A 19,210-nucleotide genomic window follows, 5' to 3' on the forward strand; every position below is an offset into this window, starting at 1 on the left:
ACACTGCTTACATTGATACTTTTGTTTAGCCTGCTTATTCATACCAAACTTGTATAGTTTATCAGAATTACAGCGTGGGCATTTTATATTAGTTTTGCTCATTGTTCTTCTCTCCTTTTCGAAGGGGGTATTATTTAGTCTTGCAAACCTATTGTATTTCCTTGGGTTGAGAAGAGCAATGTTCATATAACTTAACAGATCGTTAACAAAAGTGTGGGGGATTTTATGAGAAGAAATGAAATTGATTGGATAAGAAATATTTGTATATTGATGTTATTTGTTTATCATACAGCAGCATTATTTACTGATTTTGGAGATTTTTATGTTAAAGCTGAAAATAGTAATTTATTTTCTAACATATTTATTTTATTAACATTTTCTTGGTATATGCCACTTTTATTTTTCTTAGCAGGAGCATCAACTTATTTTGCATTGAAAAAAAGAAGTGGTGGTCAGTATATTAAAGAAAGAGTCAAAAGATTACTTATACCATTTATATTTGGAATTTTAGTTGTCGTACCACCTCAAACATATTTAGCTAGATTATGGAGAGGAGAAAAAAATATAAATTATTTTAGTCATTTAAAAATGTTTTTTACAAATATAAGTGACTTTATGGGTTTTGATGGTAATTTTAGTCCCGCTCATCTTTGGTTTATTATATTCCTTTTTGCAATATCAGTTGTAGGGGTTCTTATAATAAAGTGGCTGAAAACTAAGCCAGGAAAATTTATAAGTGATTCAATTAAGCCTATAGTTTTGGGAAAAAGGTCTTTATTGTGGGTATTAATAGCGTTAATAACTTTAGAGATGATTCCTACAATAGGAGGGAAAGGTGTATTAACGAATTTACTATTATTCATTCTAGGATATGTAACCTATAGTGATAATGAAGTTATAGAAAGATTATCTAATAAAAGAAGGTTATTTTTAGCCTTAACAATTGGAACTGTTATGTTAGGTGCACTGTACTTTTTCTTAATAAGGAATACACAAACAGAATCTATAGTTTATATATTAGATAGTACACTAAAGAGTACGATATCATTAATTATGGGAATAACTATAGTATCTTATGGAATTAGATATTTAAACAAAAGCAATAAATTATTAGCTTATTTAAACAAAGCATCTTTTCCAGTATATATATTACATCAAACAATCTTGTTAGTATTAGCATTTTATATATTACCATTAACTTTACCTGCATGGGTTTCTATAGTGTTAATAATTAGCTTATCTTTTGGTCTTACATTTATAGCCTATGAGATATGTAGAAGAATTAAATTTATGGATGTTTTATTAGGGATGAAATAGTTTGATTGATAATTTGAACATATAAAAAAATAATGTTTATTAAAAAATTTGCAAATAGATTAAAAAGCCATGGATTATAAATATTCTGGCTTTTTTCATTTTTTAAATAAAATATTTTAATTTTCATTGCACATACTATTTTAGAGAGTGAGAAAAGTGGAGGCAAACATATGAGTAATAAAGACATATTTTTAAATGATGTAAAAAGCGGAGAAAATATAAAAATTTCTTTGATGGTTATGAGAATAATGTTTAAAGATACTAGCAAAGTTGTTGCTATATTAGCAGATAAAAGTGGAGATATAAAAGCTACTATACCTTCTAAAAAAGGAGATATAGTAGAAGGTAGGGTTATATCTGTTGAAGGTAAAAAAGATAGCAATTTTGATGTTAAGAAATATGAATTTATTGATGAATATGAAATTGAAGATTATCTTCCAACAGTAAAAAGACCAGTAGAAGATATTATGGAAGAGTTAGAACTATATACTGATGAATATATACTTTCAAGGGAAGGAAAGTCCTTAAATAATTATTTTTTTAAGAATGAAGAATTTTTAGAGAAGTTTAAAAAGGCAATTGGTGGAGTATCTATGCATCATAATTATATAGGTGGTCTCGCAGAACACACATTAGGTGTTATGTATTTAAGTATAGTATTTTCTGAAAGATATAATTGTAAAAACAAGGAGATTGCCATATTAGCTGCAAAACTTCATGATATAGGTAAAATATATGAGATGAGCTACGATGGACCTTTTAAATATACACTTCAAGGTGAGATGGAAGGTCATATAGTTATAGGAATTCAAATGCTTGATAAAGCTTTTGAGTCAGAGCCTAATCTTTATTCGGATGAATTTAAAGCAAGAATAAAAGGATGTATTGTTCAACATCATGGAAAAACAGAGTTTGGATCTCCTAAGGATATGAATATGGAAGAGTCTTATATTGTGCATTATGCTGATTATGTAGATGCAACAATGAATAAGATAGAAAAGATTAAAGAAAAGTATCCAGATGGTGGTTGGACTGATTATGATAGAAAATTAGAAGCAAGGCTATATTTATAGTGGAGGTTAAGCATGAATAAAGTAATTAAATTTTTATTGACGTGTATGTTATTTATTATATCTGTTGAGAGTACTACCTTTGCTTCGGAAGAAAACAAAGAGATGGATTATATATGGAATACAAAAAGAGATTTATTAGTTTTAATGTTAACGTATCCTGAATGTATTAAAGATATAGAAAAAGATGAAAAGGGATTTGTTTATCTTGTAATGCAAAATAATAATAAAGTTCTTTATGATGATAAAAAAGAGAAAAGTCATGAACAGAAGTTTTATAATTCTGACTTACAGGATACTTTAGAACAAATTTATCCTTTGGATATGATAAATAATGTTATGGAAGAAGGGCAAGACCCAGGAAGAATTAGATGTTATTCTTTTTTAAGTAATATGTATGGTAATAGTAAAGAAGCTGTACAGAAAAATATAACTAATAAAAGTACTTATTATGGTTCAATGATGTTTAATAAAGTAAATGGTGCAGCAGATAATCTTGAGAAGGCACTAAGTATTATAAGTGAGCTTGCAAAGGAAAATCCTAAGATATATAACTTTGTATCACCAACAAGCGGAACATTTAATTATAGAGTTATACAAGATACAGGACAACTTAGTCCACATGCTTTTGCTATTGCAATAGATTTAAAGAGTGATCCTGCAGATTATTGGAAATGGTGTAATAGAGAAAAAGGTGGAAATAGAATTTCAATTTATCCTGAGGAAATAGTTAAGACTTTTGAAGAGTGTGGCTTTGTTTGGGGAGGAAAGTGGTCACATTTTGATATATTACATTTTGAGTATAGGCCAGAAATAATATTAAAAGCAAAATATTTTGGTGAGTGTAATAATGCAGAAAATAGCGAATGGTATGAAGGTTGTACCATAGATGAAAATACAGAATCTTTAATTGAAAAGATTAATAGTGTTATAGATAATTAAAGAGTAAATAAAAATTGTAAGTTGACTTACTATTTTTTAATGTTTATAATCTTTAATAATAGTGAGGTGAAAAGTATGGTGAATAAGAGTAGTAAAAAATTAGTTTTAGGCGCATTATCAGCGGTTGCTGCTTCTGTTGCAGCAGGAGTTTTTGTAAAAAAAACCATGCAGAATAAAGGGGAAAATAAGCCTGAAAAGGAAAAGAAGAAAAAGAAAAGTAAAAATGTTTATTACACTGTATCATTAAATGATATATATAATACATATGATGATAAGACCTTTTCAGAAGAAGATATGATAAATGAAATAAAGAAGGAAACATCACTTTAAATTGATGGATAGTTAGGAAGGGGCTACTAAATGTGGCTCCTTATTTTTGTATAGAGTATATTAAAGAAGTAAAAATATATTTGAAAAAATACATAAAATAAATATATTTAAAAAAGGTATAGAAATTTTAATTAAGATAAGGTATACTATTCATCCGATGTTGTATAAAAAGATTAATAAGTTTGTACAAGATGTGTAATTTAATTATGAAAAATAGATAGAGTAATATAATAAACAGTTTTTAGTTATACATACAAAGATAAATTTTAGATAATTATAAGTTAAGAGAGTAAAAAATAAAACTAACTAGAGAAGAAGAGGATAAATTATGGAGTTATTTGTTACAGATTTAGATGGAACATTATTAAATAGTAAAAAAGAAGTATCTAAGTATTCATGCGATACTTTAAATAAATTAATAGATGACGGTGTTAACTTTACAGTAGCCACAGCTAGAACACCAGCTACTGTAGTAGAATTATTAGAGGGAATTAATTTAAAGCTTCCAGTAGCACTTATGAATGGGGTTTTAATTTATGATATTAAAGAACAAAAGTATATAGATATAAAAGAAATAGAAAAAGACACTGTTAAAAAGTGCTTAGAGATATTTGAAGAGTTAGATAAAAATGTATTAGTGTATGGAATTAAAGATAATCATTTATGGGTTTATTATAAAGAGTTCCAATATGCTTGGGAATATAATTTCTATAAAGAAAGAGCTGATAAAAAGTTAAAAACTTTTGTGGAAGTAACTGATTATAAAGAAGCAATTAAAGATTCTAAAGTAATTAACTTCATTGTATTTGATAAATATGAAAATATTAAGAGAATAAATGATGAATTAACTAAAATTCAAGGGTTAACAGTTAATTATTATGAAGATATTTATGAAGAAGATTGCTATTTCTTAGAAGCATATAGCAGTGAAGCTTCAAAAGCTAATGGAATTAAGTTTTTAGAAAGATATATTGAACATGATAATTTAGTTTGTTTTGGTGATAATTTAAATGATATACCAATGTTTGAACTTGCTGATGAAGCTTATGCAACTGCTAATGCTGTGGATGAATTAAAGGAAATGGCAACAGCTGTTATAGGAAGTTGTGATGAAGATGGTGTTGCAAGATTTTTAGAAGAACGTTTCAATAAGTAGAATTAAATTATCAACATAGTGTAAAAATATTAGGTACCTTTAAAATTTTTTTAAATTGATATATTATATACTAATAGTTTTAGTAGTGGAGCCTATAGCAGATATAGATGCAACTTTAGCAACTATTATTACGTTTATAATTTTTTATGAGAAGAAGTTAAGTGGAAGTATATCAAAAATGAATAGTAAAATTATAGTATAAATTTAAAAAAGCCTTATGAAATAGTTAATTTATTTCATAAGGCTTTTGTTGATTATAAGCTAATGTGGAAACTTACATTTCAATATAATGCTAGTTAAATAATTTGTGGTATAATGTATCCATTATATGTAACGTAGGTGAATTTATGATAAAACAGGTTTTATTAAAAGCATTTGAGAAAAGTACTTATGGTAAAAATGAGAGAGATGGAAGGCGAGTATTAAATAATGATTTAATTGCAGATATAAAATATGAAGCTGATGATAATGAAATTTTTATTAATAGTTTAGTTATATCTGAAAGTTTATATAGTCAGTATAATTGCAGATTAGATATGGATAAAAATACTAAAGAAATAGTTTTAACTAAGTGTAGTTGTAGTGATTATGAGAAAAATGGTAAAAAGAGAATTACATATTGTTGTAAGCATTTAATTGCTACGTTTTATAGATTTTTAGATGATATAGAGCAAGATAGTTCGATTCAGGATGAATTAGGTATCGGAGAAGCTTCAAAGGAGCTTATTAAGTCAACTACAGATTCTGTATTAGATTTATTACTTGGTGAGAAAAAAATTAAAAAAGAAATAAAGCTTGAGGTTGTAATAAACAGAGTAAATTGGTATGGAAAAATTGCAGCAGAGTTTAGAGTTGGACTAAAGGGAATGAGTTCAAATAAGTTATATATTTTAAAGGATATAGGAAGCTTTTTAATATCTTTATATAATAAAGTTCCTTTAGCATATGGAAAAGATTTTACTTTTGATATAAATGAACAGAAGTTATCTAATAGTGATAAAAGACTTATTAAACTTATAAATCTTATAAGAGATATAGATAGAAAATTTATTTCAGGAAAGCAAGTTATAATTCCAGATTATCTTGTCAGAGAATTTTTTAATGTAATAAAAAATAATAGGGTCTACTTAGGAAGCGGGTTTTATTCAAGGCAAATAGAAGTAGATGTATTAGAAGAAAAAATTGATTTACCGATGTCGCTAGAAGATGGGGGGAAGGTAATAAAGCTTGAAGCTGAAAATGGTATTCCAGAAAGCTTAACATCAACTAAGGATGTATATTTGTATAATTCTAATATTTATTTACCACCAGAAGAACAAATAGATGTTTTGAATCCTTATGTAGAGTCTTTTAGTCATGGTAAAACTATATTTTTTGCTAAAGAAGAAGAGGAAAGAATTTTAAGAGAATTAATACCTTCAATGCAAGATGTAAGTAAAAATATAAGATTATCTAAAAGTCTTAGAGATAAAATCATTATTTCACCAGTTAGCTTTAAATTCTACTTTGATAAAGAAGATGAAACATATTTAATCCTTAAAGTATGTTATGGACAATATGAGTTTAATATCGAACATAACTTTGAAGAGAAAATTATCTATAGAGATAAGGCTAAGGAAGATGAAGTAGTACAAGAACTAAAAGAGTTAGGTTTTGAAAAAATAGATGATAAGTTTGTATTCTTTAAAAGTGAAGATGATTTATTTAGATTTTTTAAGCGTGATATAGTAGAACTTCAAGATATAGGAGAAGTATATTATTCAGAGAATTTTACTGGTATAAAATCAATAGGTTCTGGAGCTTTTAAGGGAGAAATAAGAAAAGGAAAGTTTGATTATTTTGAGCTTAAATTTACCTTAGGAAATATTCAAGATAGAGAAATAGTTAATATATTAAGAGCTTTTAGAGATAATAAAAAGTATTATAGATTAGAGAGTGGAGAATTTTTAGACCTTAATGACTTAGAGTTAAATAAAATTTTAGCACTTTTAGACTCAATGGAGCTTATTGAAAATGATAATAAGGCAATTTTTAATAAGAATAAAGCAGGGGTAATAGAAGATTACATAAATGACTCAGGAATAAAGGGAATAAGAGGACGTAAAATTATAAAAGAGATAAAGGATTCTTTAGTATCGTATAGAGATAAAGAATACACTATTCCTAATAATATAAATGCAACTTTAAGAGAATATCAAGTTGAAGGCTATAAGTGGCTTAAAACATTAGATTATTTAGGGTTTGGCGGTATATTAGGTGATGAGATGGGGTTAGGTAAAACTTTGCAAACTATAACTTTCATAGCATCAAATGAAGGTAAAAAGAGTTTAATAGTAGCGCCTACTTCACTTGTTTATAATTGGAAAGGTGAGTTTTCGAAATTTTCACCAGATATAAAGGTTGGAATAGTTAATGGTGTTGTTAAAGAGAGAAAAGAATTAATAGAGAGATATAAAGAGTATGATGTTTTAATAACAACTTATAATTTGTTAAGAAGAGATTTAGAATTTTATCAAGATAAAGAGTTCGATTATTGTATTTTAGATGAAGCACAAAATATAAAAAATTCATCATCGCAAAATGCTATGGCAACAAAGAGTATAAATGCAAAGAGAAAATTTGCTTTAACAGGTACACCAATAGAAAATTCTCTTATGGAGATTTGGTCTATATTTGATTTTATAATGCCTGGATATTTATACGATGAAAAGAGATTTTTAACTAGATATCATAGAAGACTTGAAGAAGATAAAGTTATTATTGATGAAGTTAATAAGCTTATAAGACCATTTATTTTAAGAAGATTTAAGAGCGATGTCATAAAAGAATTACCAGAAAAAATCGAAAAGAAACTTATAGTACCACTTGAAGAAGAGCAAAAGAAAGTGTATGGGACTTATGCAAATTATGTTCAAGAGCTTATAGATAAAAAAGTTAAAAATGATGAATTTACAAAGAGTAAGATAGAAATACTTTCTTATATAACAAAGTTAAGGCAAATATGCTTGGACCCATCGGTTATAATGGAAAACTATATTGGAGGAAGTAGTAAGTTAAATGCATTAACAGAGACAGTTATAGGATGTATAGAGCAAGGACATAAAATACTAGTGTTCTCTCAATTTACTACAGTATTAAAAAATGTGAAAAATATATTTGATAGCAATTATATTACTTATAAATATTTAGACGGATCAACACCTTCTAAAGAAAGAGCAAAGCTCGTTGATGAATTTAATAATGACGATACATCTGTATTTTTAATCTCTCTTAAGGCTGGAGGTACAGGATTAAACTTAACTAGTGCAGATATAGTTATTCATTTGGATCCATGGTGGAATCCAGCGGTAGAAGATCAAGCTACTGATAGAGCGCATAGAATTGGGCAAAATAATATAGTGGAAGTAATTAAGATAGTAGCTCAAGATACCATTGAAGAAAAAATAATAAGTCTTCAAGATGAGAAAAAAGCGCTTATAGATAAAATAGTAGGAAAAGGTGCCGAGTTAGATAACACAATATTAAAAATAAGTGATGAAGAAATTATTTCATTATTTTATTAACTTAGTATATAATATATAAAAATACTGAACATAAAAAACGATAAGTTAATATGTTTATAATGTAATATAAAAAGCAAAGGATGGTGTTTATGAAAGTAGTAATTATAGGTGGAATAGCAGCAGGTATGAGTGCGGCTGCAAAATTTAAAAGACTTTGTCCTAATGATGAAGTTATAGTTTATGAAAAAGGAGATATAGTTTCTTTCGGAGCTTGTGGACTTCCTTACTATGTTGGAGGATTCTTTGAAGATTCAAATGAAATGATAGCAAGAACTCCAGAAAAGTTCAGAGAATCAGGAGTAGATATATTTACTAAACATGAAGTATTAGGTATAGATTTTGATTCTAAGACCCTAAAAGTTAAAAACATAAGAGATAATGAAGAATTTACTGATTCATATGATAAGCTAATGATAGCTACAGGAGCAAGAGCTATAATTCCACCAATAAAAAATGTTAATTTAGAAAATGTATTAACATTAAAATCTATGGAAGATGGTAATAGAATAAAAGCATTGCTTTCAAATCCAGAATTAAAGAAGGTAACTATTATAGGCGCTGGATTTATTGGACTTGAAGCAGTGGAAGCTGCTAAGCAAAAAGGTAAGGAAGTAACTGTTGTTCAACTTCAAGATAGAGTTTTAGCAGAAGTTTTTGATAAGGAGATAACTGATTTATTAGAAGAAGAAATTAGAAGTCATGAAGTTAATCTTTTATTAAATGAAACTGTTTTAGAATTAGGTGGAGATACAAAAGTTAACAAAGTAATAACTAATAAAGGTGAATTTGAGACAGATTTAGTTATACTTGCAACAGGAGTAAGACCAAATACTGAGTTTATAACAGACCAAAGAATAGAAAAGTTAAGAAATGGTGCTATAGTTGTAGATAAATTTGGAAGAACATCAATAGAAGATGTTTACGCAGCTGGAGATTGCGCAACAATAAATAATTACGTAAGTGAAAAAGAAGCGTATGTTCCATTAGCCACAGGGGCAAATAAGCTAGGAAGAATAGTAGGTGAGAACTTAGCAGGGCAAAATAATTGCTTCCAAGGTTCTTTAGCATCAAGTTGTATTAAAGTTATGAATATGGAAGCTGCAAGAACAGGACTTTCAGAAAAAGAAGTTAAAGAGTTAGGATTTGATTATAAGACTAAGTTTATTTCCGATATGAATCAAACAAGCTACTATCCAGGTAGACAAAAAATATATGTTAAACTTATTTATGATGCACATAGTAAAGTAATACTAGGTGGTCAGGTTGCTGGATATAAAGATGCGGTTCAAAGATGTAATGTTTTAGCTGCATGTATTTTCGGAAAGATGACTACTGAACAATTAGGAATGCTAGACCTTTGTTATGCACCACCATTTGCAAGAACATGGGATGTTTTAAATGTAGCAGGAAATGTATCTAAATAATTAATAATTAACAATTAAGAGTTAAAAATTATAGGATATTTAATTTGCAAATTTAGATTTAAATATCGTAATATATTAACTCTTAATTTTTTATAGGTAGTATTTATATAAGAAAAATTAATATATAAATACAAGTGAAGCACGAAATTTTTACGAATTAATATTAAATAGAAATTAAAAATTTTCGTTTTTTTAATTTACATAGCTTAAAATTTATGTAATAATAGTATAGATTTTGTGCCTAATTAATAGATTAAATTGAGATTTTCTATTAATAGTTACATAAGGGAGATTAAAAGTGAATATAATTTGTTTAATCGAACTTAAGTATAAGTAATTTTTAGTATAAAAATTATTTATACTAAAAAAAAACTATAAAATTAGGAGTGTACATATGAAAATAGGATTTGATCACGAAAAGTACTTAGAGGAGCAATCAAAATTTATCTTAGAAAGAGTTAATAACTATGATAAGTTATACTTAGAGTTTGGAGGAAAATTGTTATTTGACCTTCATGCCAAAAGAGTATTACCAGGTTTTGATGAGAATGCAAAAATAAAGTTATTACATAAGCTAAGAGAAAATGTTGAAGTAGTTATTTGCGTTTATGCTGGAGATATCGAAAGAAACAAAATCAGAGGAGATTTTGGAATTACTTATGATATGGATGTAATGAGACTTATCGATGATCTAAGATCTTATGACTTAGAAGTAAATTCAGTGGTAATTACAAGATATAACGACCAACCATCAGCAACTGTATTTATAAACAAGCTTGAGAGAAGAGGAATAAAGGTTTATAAACATAGAGCTACTAAAGGGTATCCAACAGATGTTGATACTATAGTTAGTGATGAAGGTTACGGAAAGAATCCTTATATAGAAACAAGTAAACCGATAGTTGTTGTTACAGCACCAGGACCAGGAAGCGGTAAGCTTGCTACTTGCTTAAGCCAACTATATCATGAATATAAAAGAGGAAATTCAGCTGGATATTCTAAATTTGAAACATTCCCAGTTTGGAATGTACCACTAAAACATCCTTTAAATATAGCTTATGAAGCTGCAACTGTAGATCTTAAGGATGTAAATATGATAGATTACTTCCACTTAGAAGCTTATGGGGAAACTGCAGTAAATTATAATAGAGACCTTGAAAGTTTCCCAGTATTAAGAAGAATAATAGAAAAGATTACTGGAAAAGAATCAGTTTATAAATCACCAACAGATATGGGTGTAAATAGAGTTGGATTTGGAATAGTTGATGATGAAGTTGTTAGAGAAGCATCAAAACAAGAAATAATTAGAAGATATTTCAAAACTGGATGCGAATATAAAAAAGGGTATGTGGACAAAGAAACATTTGAAGCTGCTAAACTTATAATGGAGCAAGTTAATTTGAAGGAAGAAGATAGAAATGTTGTAGCTCCTGCAAGAAAGCGTGCTGAGGAATTAAAAGAAAAGTCAAATAAAAATGAAATATGTCCAGTTATCGCGCTAGAACTTCAAGATGGAACTATAATAACTGGAAGAAATACAGAAGTTTTAGATGATGCAGCAGCAGTTTTATTAAATGCTATAAAACATTTAGCAAATATATCTGATGATATTCACTTAATATCACCAGTGATATTAGAACCAATTATAAAGTTAAAATCACAAACATTAGCAAATAAGAATGTATCATTAAATTGTGAAGAGGTACTTATTGCATTAAGTATTTGTGCTGCGACTAATCCAACAGCTCAAGTAGCTATGGAAAAGCTACCAATGCTTAAAAATTGCCAAGCACACTCAACAACAATATTACCAACTAGTGATGAGCAAACATTTAGAAAATTAGGAATAGATATAACTTGTGATGCTGTTTATCCATCAGAAAGTTTATACTATACTAACTAAATTATGAAAAGTTAATTCAAAGATATATAGCCTTTAGTAGATATTTAAATATATTTACTAAAGGCTTTTTTATTATAAAAATATTTGAAGAATTAAATATGGTATTATGTACAAAATATAAATAATGAGTTTTTATATGGAGGTAGTTTGATGAAAGAAAAATTAAGAATTATACCACTGGGTGGTATGGGTGAGATAGGAAAGAATATAACTGCTATAGAGTATAATGATGATATTATTGTTATAGATTGTGGATTAGCATTTCCTGATGAAGAGATGTATGGTGTAGACCTAATTATCCCAGATATATCATATCTTATAAATAATAAAGATAAAGTAAAGGGGCTTGTTTTAACCCATGGTCATGAAGACCATATTGGTGCAATACCTTATATTTTAAAACAGTTACAAATGCCTATTTATGGAACAAAATTAACTATAGGATTAGTAAAGACTAAGCTTGAAGAACATAAATTGTTAAATGAGACAAAAACAGAGAGTGTAGAAATGGGAGATATAATAGAGCTTGGGTGTTTTAAAGTAGAATTTATAAGAGCTACACATAGTATAGCTGATTCTTGTAGTTTAGCTGTTTATACACCACTAGGAACAATATTACATACAGGAGATTTTAAAATAGATTATACTCCTATAGATGGAAAGCTTATGGATTTACAACGTATATCAACAATAGGAAGAGAAGGGGTTTTACTTCTTATGGCAGATAGTACAAATGTAGAAAGAACAGGTCATTCTTTATCAGAGAGTACTATAGGACAGACGTTAAAAAGAATTTTTTCTACAGCAAAGGGGCGTGTTATAGTTGCTACATTTGCATCTAATATTCATAGAATGCAACAAGTAGTAGATGCATCTATGATTTATGGAAGAAAAATTGTTTTTAATGGAAGAAGTATGGAGAATGTATCTAAGGTAGCTAGAGAGCTCGGATATCTTCATGTGCCTGATACAGATATAATTGACGTAGATGATATATCTAGTTATCCAAATGAAAAAGTAACAATCTTAACCACAGGAAGTCAAGGAGAGCCTATGGCATCTCTAGCGAGGATAGCATTTTCAAATCATAGAAAAATAGCTATAGAACCAAATGATACATTTATAATTTCAGCATCACCTATTCCAGGTAATGATAAGCTTATATCAAAGGTAATTAACCAATTATTTAAAAGAGGTGCCAATGTTATATACGAAGATTTAGAAGATGTACATGTATCTGGGCATGCGTACCAAGAAGAGTTAAAGTTAATTCATACTTTAGTTAAGCCTAAGTATTTTCTACCTGTTCATGGGGAATTTAGACATTTGAAACATCATGCTGATTTAGCAGAAAAATTAGGAACACCAAAAGAAAATATATTTACTTTAGATACAGGGGAAATACTAGAGATATCAAAAGATGAATGTAAGAAGGAAGGTAAAGTAAAAGCTGGATCAATATTTGTAGATGGATTAGGTATTGGAGATGTTGGAAATATAGTTCTTAGAGACAGAAGGCATTTAGCCCAAGATGGAATGCTTACAATAGTAGTTGTTATAGAAAGGAATACTTTAAGTATTCTTTCAGGACCAGATATAATAACTAGAGGTTTTGTTTATGTTAAAGAATCGGAAGAACTAATAAATGAAGTAAAGGATATTGCTTCAGAAGAATTAGACAAATGTTTAGAAAAAGGAATAGTGGAATGGTATTTGTTAAAATCTTCAGTTAAAAAAGCAGTTGAAAATTATATTTATGAAAAAACAAAGAGAAAACCAACTATAATTCCAATAATAATGGAAACATAAAAGGAGCTAATTTTAGCTCCTTAAAATTTTATTCAAATCGTTCACAACCTATACTTTTTAAGAAATTATTATCTATATAACTATCTATAGGTTGTAGGTTATGATCAGATTTATATTTCTGTACAGCTAACTCTAAAGAATAACCGTAAATACCGTCAGCAGGATGATCATAATATCCCAGTGCGTTTAGAATTCTTTGTACATGATATACGTCAGCTCCCTTACAGTTTGGAGTTATATCACGATCGTAAGGAGAGAATCTCCAATTAGGACCACCAGAAATAACAACAGATGTATCGTAATCAACTAAATTAAAAAGTTCTTTTATATTATGATTATACATACGAATACAGCCATTAGAAGCCATGCTTCCTATACTACTAGGGTTACTTGTTCCATGAATTCCAAAAGTATCCCATGGTGCATTTAATCCTAGCCAATATCCACCAAAAGGGCCTTTCATTAAGGCTTTACTTTTAATTTGCCATGTACCTATTGGTGATGGAGTAGATTTTTTTCCAATTGCTATGGGATATACTTTAACTTCTTCTTGTGTTTTTTTGTCTACTAAAGTTAAAGTTCGAGCATACAAATCTATTAAAATTATATATTTATTACCATCTGTACAAGCTGAAGTTGATGCCATAGAGATTTGAGAGATATTTAAGATTAAAACAATTAGTACAATTATTGTAATAAATCTATTTTTCATATTATCACCTGCCATTCAGTTAATATTTTTCAATAATATCAGACAACTCAATCCTAACAAGGTTAGATAAGTCATCAGCAGAATAATTAGCTTTAGCATCATCTTTAACTGTTAATATTATAGGTAATGCTATTGTAAATGTAGTGCCTTCACCATATTGGCTTTCTACAGATATAGTGCCTTTATGAAGTTCTATTAACCCTTTTACTATGTATAAACCTAGCCCACTTCCTTCTGTATTTAGATGTAAAGAAGAATCGGCTTGATAAAATCTATTAAAAATATTTTTAAGTTTATCTTCTGGTATACCAGTACCGGTATCATGTACCTTAATAATTACTTCATTATTATTTACATTTATACTTACATATATTCTACCTCCATCAGGTGTGAATTTTATACTATTTGATAATAGATTTAATATACAACGTTCTATCTTATTCGTATCAATATAAGTATTTATTTCCTCTTTTTCTGTATCGAATATAATTTCTATATTAAATGTTTTAGCTAAATCAACTGTTGACATAACAGTATCTTCTATTACTTGAACTATATTTTTATAGGAAAAGTTAGCAGTGATAAAGCCTGATTCTAATCTAGTAACATCGATAATGTTATTTACAAGTTTTAATAATCTATTACCGTTTTGGGTTATATAATTTAGCTTATTTAAGAAATAATCCTTATCTAATGAAGGCTCATTTGCTTTAATTGAAAGTAGATGAGCGGTAGATAGAATTATATTTATAGGGGTTCTAAACTCATGAGATATTGTAGTAATAAAAATTGACTTTAGTTTTTCTGTTTCGAGAGCCTTTTTATAAACAGCATCCTTTATTGCTATAGAGTTTTTTTGATTTATAGAAAATATTACTATGTAAATTAAAAAAATAAAGAAAGATATTATAAAAATCCACAATAATATTTTTAAGTATGGAGGCAATAAAAAATCAAAAACACCCTTATTTAAAACTATACTTTCTTTAGGCAATAGCAGTGGATTTATATGATAATAATTAAGTGAGTCATAGTTGAAAATTGTTAAGTCTAAGCTGTTATAAAGTAAAGGTATTTCGCTAATAGAAGTTCCAGAAAGTATTTTAAGTAATAAGTCACCAGCTATAGCTCCATAATTATCACTTGGATCAACTATTCCACCTATTGCACCAGCAGTAATATAAGGTTGAACTTTGGTATAAATAGGTGTATTGGTATTTTTTTTTATTATTTGTATAGTATCATTTAAATCTAAATATGCATTAGTAACTTTATCTTTATATTCTCCAACTATTACTAAAGCAGAAGATTTAGGATCGCTTTTTGAAAGTTCAGGAATAATATTATCTAAGTACTCCTCAACAATAAATGTAATATTTAGAGACTTACTAGCTAAAGGTTGCATATTGATTATGTTTTCCTTTACTACGTTAGAAAAAGTTGAATTATCTAATAAAACAATTACATCTGTTAAATCTTTTTCTAAAGTGATAAGTAAATTTAAAAAGCGAAGGTTATCCTCTCTATCTATAACACCAGACATATATTGTTTTTCTTCAGTAGAAAGTGTAATTAGATTATTTGAACCTATAAATATGGTTGGTTTTTTATAGAAAATAGAACTTTCTATAAATAAATTTTCTCTAAGAAAAGATAAAGCTTCATCATCTATAGTTAAAATTGCATCTATAGGGTAATCTTTATACTTCATATTTAAAAGTTCCATGAAACTACTTTTATATTCATTAGTAAATAGCGTTTTGCTATCTAGAAATTCTAGGGTTAAATTTATATTAGAGGTAGTAGATAGTTTCTTTTTTAATCCATTGTAAACTAGTGACTCCCATTGATTATTAGCATTATATGAATTTAAAATTAAAACATTAAAAGCTTTTTCAGTATTAAATGCACAGGTATTATTTTTGTATCCTATAAAAATAAAGGCTATAAATATTAGTGAGAACAACTTAGTTAGTGGCTTTATATATGACATAATGAAACCTCCGATAATACTAATATTTAGTATTTGTATATATAGTAAAATAAATTCTTAAAGGATAAATAAAAAAGAATAAATAATCTACAATATTTGGTATAAATATTATGTTGATTTGGAAAATTATATGAAGAAAAAATACAAATGAGGGATAGAGTGATTATTATGAGTAATATAAAATTAAGGTTTTTAGAAGGTACAAATTTATATAGTAAAGATAATCTTATCTATTTGAAGGGGGATGGTGAGTGTTATAGAGGTGAACTTTTAAAAGTTGTTTATAACTATATGAATATTGGTGAAAAGCTAAAACTAAATAGTTATATTGATATAGTTGAAAAAAATGATATTATAGAAGTTTTAATAAGTAGTAATAATATTTATTTATCTAATAATATAATTAAATCTTTAATGAGTAACTCTAGTGAAGAAACGATATTAAATGAATTAGAAAGTAATAGTGATAATGAGTGGAGTAAAAAGTTAAAAGAGATAGCTATTAGTAAGAATATTCCTTATACTAGAATAAATGAAAATGAAGTTATTTTAGGGTATGGGGAAAATTCTTTTAAAATAGATAGAAATGATTATATAAGCAAATATGATGAAGATTATTCTAAAATCTTTAATTATATTGATGGAAATGTCGGAGAAATACCAATAATATCAGTTACGGGAACTAATGGGAAGACTACAACGGTGAGGTTAATCCATAAGATATTACTTGATTTAGGATATAGGAGTGGGTTGGCTTCAACTGGAGGAATATATATAGGAAATAAATTGATAAAGTATGGTGATACAACAGGATTTTATAGCGCTAGAGAAGTGTTGAAAAATAAGGATGTTAATGTTGCTGTTCTTGAAACTGCAAGAGGTGGCATTTTAAAAAAAGGATTAGGATATAAGAACTCTAAAGTTGCTATAATAACTTCATTAAGTGAAGACCATATAGGAATGGAGAATATAAAGTCTGTAGATGATTTAATAAATATAAAATCAGTTATAACAGAAGAATTAGATAAGGATGGAATATTAATTATTAAAGCTATACCAACATTAGTAGAGCGATTTAAAGATAGGAATAATGTGATTTTATTTAATTATTTTGAAGATAAATTAATAAAGGACCATACTAAAAGAGGAAATATTGCTTACTATGTCAAAGAAGATTATATAGTTAAAAATAGTGGAGGAATTGAGGAAAAAGTAATTTCTATAAAGGAAATACCATTTGCGTTTAATGGTATTTCTAAAAGTAATATAAGAAATGTTATGGTAGCAATGATAGCTACTGAACATATATGTAAAAATATGAATAGCATTATTGATATAGTAAAAAAAATAGAGTGTGATATTTATAATAATTTAGGAAGACAAAATATTTTAGATTTTAATGATTTTAAAATGATAATTGATTATGGACATAATAGCGAAGCATTTAAAGAGGTTTTTTCTATTGCTAGGAGTATGAAAAATAATAGAATAATTGGTGTAATAACCGCTGCTGGTGATAGAGAAGATATTTATATTAAGGAGCTAGGAGAGATAGCAGCTGAGTTTTGCGATAAAATAATAATTAAAGAACAACCGGATTTGAGAGGAAGAAAAAAAGGAGAAACTGCTGAACTATTAAAAGAAGGAGCTTTAAATAATAAATATAATAGCGAAAATATTAAAGTAATATTAGAAGAGGAAGAGGCTATTTTATATGCTTTAAGGAATGCTAATGTTGGGGATGTTATAGTGTCATTTAGTCAGTTTTTATATTTAACATTTCCAGTTATAAATAAATTTAGAGTAGAAAGAGGATTAAATAAAATAGGTGAAGATTTAGATTTGATGCATTAATAGCATATGGTACTTCATAATAAGTAAACTAAGTATTAAATCCGCGTAAAATACAAAAACTATTTTTATGTTTTATGATGAATTTAATTTTTATGGAGGTTATACCACTTATGAAGGATTTACTAGATAAAGGTGCTGTTATTCAGAGAGATAAGGAAAGCTATGCAATAGCGCCTCATTTAACAGGAGGATTAGTAACACCAGAACAATTAAGAAAGATTGCTGATGTTGCAGAAAAATATAATGCAGCAGCATTAAAAGTAACAGGAGCGCAAAGAATTGCAATAGTAGGAATTAAGGAAGAAGATATAGATAAAGCTTGGAATGATTTGGGTATGAAACCAGGAGCTGCTATAGGGTTGTGTGTAAGAAGCGTTAAAATATGTCCAGGAACTACATTTTGTAAAAAAGGAATGCAGGATTCAGTAGCGATAGGGGCAAAGCTTGATGGAGCTTATCATGGTAGAAATCTACCTAATAAACTTAAAATAGGTGTTAGTGGCTGTGTTAATAGTTGTTCTGATAGTCATACTAGAGATATTGGTCTAATTGGAACAGCTAAAGGATGGATGGTATTAGTTGGAGGAAAAGGTGGCGTTAAACCACGACTTGGAGATAGAATATTAATTAATGTATCTAATGATGATATATTTGGAGTTGTGGAGAAAATAATAAATGTATATGGAGATAATGCATTAGGAAAAGAGAGATTAGGAGATTATATAGATAGAGTTGGATTAGATGAATTTAAAGCTAAGTTAGGCATAAGCTAATAATAATTAAATAAGAAAATGAAAATATCACTGAAAGTTTGAACTTTTCTAGTGATATTTTTTGTTTTGTTAAAGGTTATATTATAATAACAGTAAGTAAAATTATATTTAAAGGTAAAAGAAATTAAAAAAGTTTATATAAAGTTTGTAACGAAAGTAAAAAAATACGTACATATGTAATGGAGGTGAGTAAATGAAACAGATGGAGGAACTGTACATTAACTATGCAAAGACAGTTCATAAATATTTAATATGTTTGACTAATGATGTAAATATAGCAGAAGACTTAACACAAGAAACATTTTATCAAGCCTCGAAAACTATTAAAAATTTTAAAGGTGAATGTAAAGTATCGGTGTGATTA

15 protein-coding genes are annotated in these 19,210 nt (G+C 27.7%); 12 read left to right on the top strand and 3 right to left on the bottom strand.

Going from position 1 to position 19,210, the window contains the following annotated elements; genetic code table 11:
• The coding region (locus H8S10_RS04100) for an IS1 family transposase (RefSeq protein WP_347707662.1) at nt 1-102 on the bottom strand (102 nt) is incomplete at its 3' end.
• A 123-nt stretch (nt 103-225) separates the two neighbouring features.
• Between H8S10_RS04100 and H8S10_RS04105 the strand changes: the two genes are divergently transcribed.
• The 9 genes from H8S10_RS04105 to H8S10_RS04145 all read left to right on the top strand — a co-directional run bounded on the left by H8S10_RS04105 (nt 226) and on the right by H8S10_RS04145 (nt 13,514).
• A complete protein-coding gene (locus H8S10_RS04105; RefSeq protein ID WP_186838007.1) occupies nt 226-1,317 on the top strand; it encodes an acyltransferase family protein in 1,092 nt (363 codons plus the stop codon).
• A gap of 170 nt (nt 1,318-1,487) precedes the next feature.
• Nucleotides 1,488-2,390 (top strand): 3'-5' exoribonuclease YhaM family protein, encoded by a 903-nt coding sequence (locus tag H8S10_RS04110; RefSeq protein ID WP_186838008.1) that lies wholly within the window; start codon nt 1,488-1,490, stop codon nt 2,388-2,390.
• 12 nt (nt 2,391-2,402) lie between these two features.
• On the top strand, nt 2,403-3,329 hold the full coding sequence (locus tag H8S10_RS04115; RefSeq protein WP_055263622.1) for a M15 family metallopeptidase: 927 nt from the start codon (nt 2,403-2,405) through the stop codon (nt 3,327-3,329).
• 75 nt (nt 3,330-3,404) lie between these two features.
• Entirely contained in the window at nt 3,405-3,659 is a 255-nt protein-coding gene (locus H8S10_RS04120) for a hypothetical protein (protein WP_055263620.1), read from the top strand.
• 328 nt (nt 3,660-3,987) lie between these two features.
• Entirely contained in the window at nt 3,988-4,815 is an 828-nt protein-coding gene (locus H8S10_RS04125) for a Cof-type HAD-IIB family hydrolase (RefSeq protein ID WP_055263619.1), read from the top strand.
• A 347-nt stretch (nt 4,816-5,162) separates the two neighbouring features.
• A complete protein-coding gene (locus H8S10_RS04130) occupies nt 5,163-8,378 on the top strand; it encodes an SNF2 helicase associated domain-containing protein (protein ID WP_186838009.1) in 3,216 nt (1,071 codons plus the stop codon).
• Nucleotides 8,379-8,467: 89 nt separating this feature from the next.
• Complete coding sequence (locus H8S10_RS04135; protein ID WP_186838010.1) at nt 8,468-9,802, top strand: CoA-disulfide reductase; 1,335 nt, start codon at nt 8,468-8,470, stop codon at nt 9,800-9,802.
• A 394-nt stretch (nt 9,803-10,196) separates the two neighbouring features.
• Entirely contained in the window at nt 10,197-11,705 is a 1,509-nt protein-coding gene (locus H8S10_RS04140; protein WP_055263615.1) for a DUF1846 domain-containing protein, read from the top strand.
• 150 nt (nt 11,706-11,855) lie between these two features.
• The gene (locus H8S10_RS04145; RefSeq protein WP_186838011.1) at nt 11,856-13,514 is read left to right on the top strand and encodes a ribonuclease J; all 1,659 of its coding nucleotides are present in this window, start codon (nt 11,856-11,858) and stop codon (nt 13,512-13,514) included.
• A gap of 28 nt (nt 13,515-13,542) precedes the next feature.
• On the opposite strand, the gene H8S10_RS04150 is transcribed toward H8S10_RS04145, so the two are convergent.
• Nucleotides 13,543-14,226 (bottom strand): L,D-transpeptidase family protein, encoded by a 684-nt coding sequence (locus H8S10_RS04150; RefSeq protein WP_055263611.1) that lies wholly within the window; start codon nt 14,224-14,226, stop codon nt 13,543-13,545.
• A 19-nt stretch (nt 14,227-14,245) separates the two neighbouring features.
• The gene (locus tag H8S10_RS04155; protein ID WP_186838012.1) at nt 14,246-16,219 is read right to left on the bottom strand and encodes a HAMP domain-containing sensor histidine kinase; all 1,974 of its coding nucleotides are present in this window, start codon (nt 16,217-16,219) and stop codon (nt 14,246-14,248) included.
• A 168-nt stretch (nt 16,220-16,387) separates the two neighbouring features.
• Here H8S10_RS04155 and H8S10_RS04160 point away from each other — a divergent pair, with 168 nt between their 5' ends.
• The 3 genes from H8S10_RS04160 (at nt 16,388) to H8S10_RS18045 (ending at nt 19,207) form a co-directional block, all read left to right on the top strand.
• A complete protein-coding gene (locus tag H8S10_RS04160) occupies nt 16,388-18,073 on the top strand; it encodes a Mur ligase family protein (protein WP_186838013.1) in 1,686 nt (561 codons plus the stop codon).
• A 110-nt stretch (nt 18,074-18,183) separates the two neighbouring features.
• Nucleotides 18,184-18,846, top strand: a complete 663-nt coding sequence (locus tag H8S10_RS04165) for an NAD(P)/FAD-dependent oxidoreductase (RefSeq protein ID WP_186838014.1) — start codon at nt 18,184-18,186, stop codon at nt 18,844-18,846.
• 193 nt (nt 18,847-19,039) lie between these two features.
• Nucleotides 19,040-19,207 carry a sigma factor gene (locus H8S10_RS18045; RefSeq protein ID WP_243175826.1) on the top strand — a complete coding sequence of 56 codons (168 nt, stop codon included), beginning with the start codon at nt 19,040-19,042 and terminating at the stop codon, nt 19,205-19,207.
• The last annotated feature ends 3 nt before the right edge of the window (nt 19,208-19,210 follow it).

Origin of the sequence: Clostridium sp. NSJ-49, assembly GCF_014287725.1 — a bacterium.
Lineage (GTDB): Bacteria > Bacillota > Clostridia > Clostridiales > Clostridiaceae > Clostridium > Clostridium disporicum_B.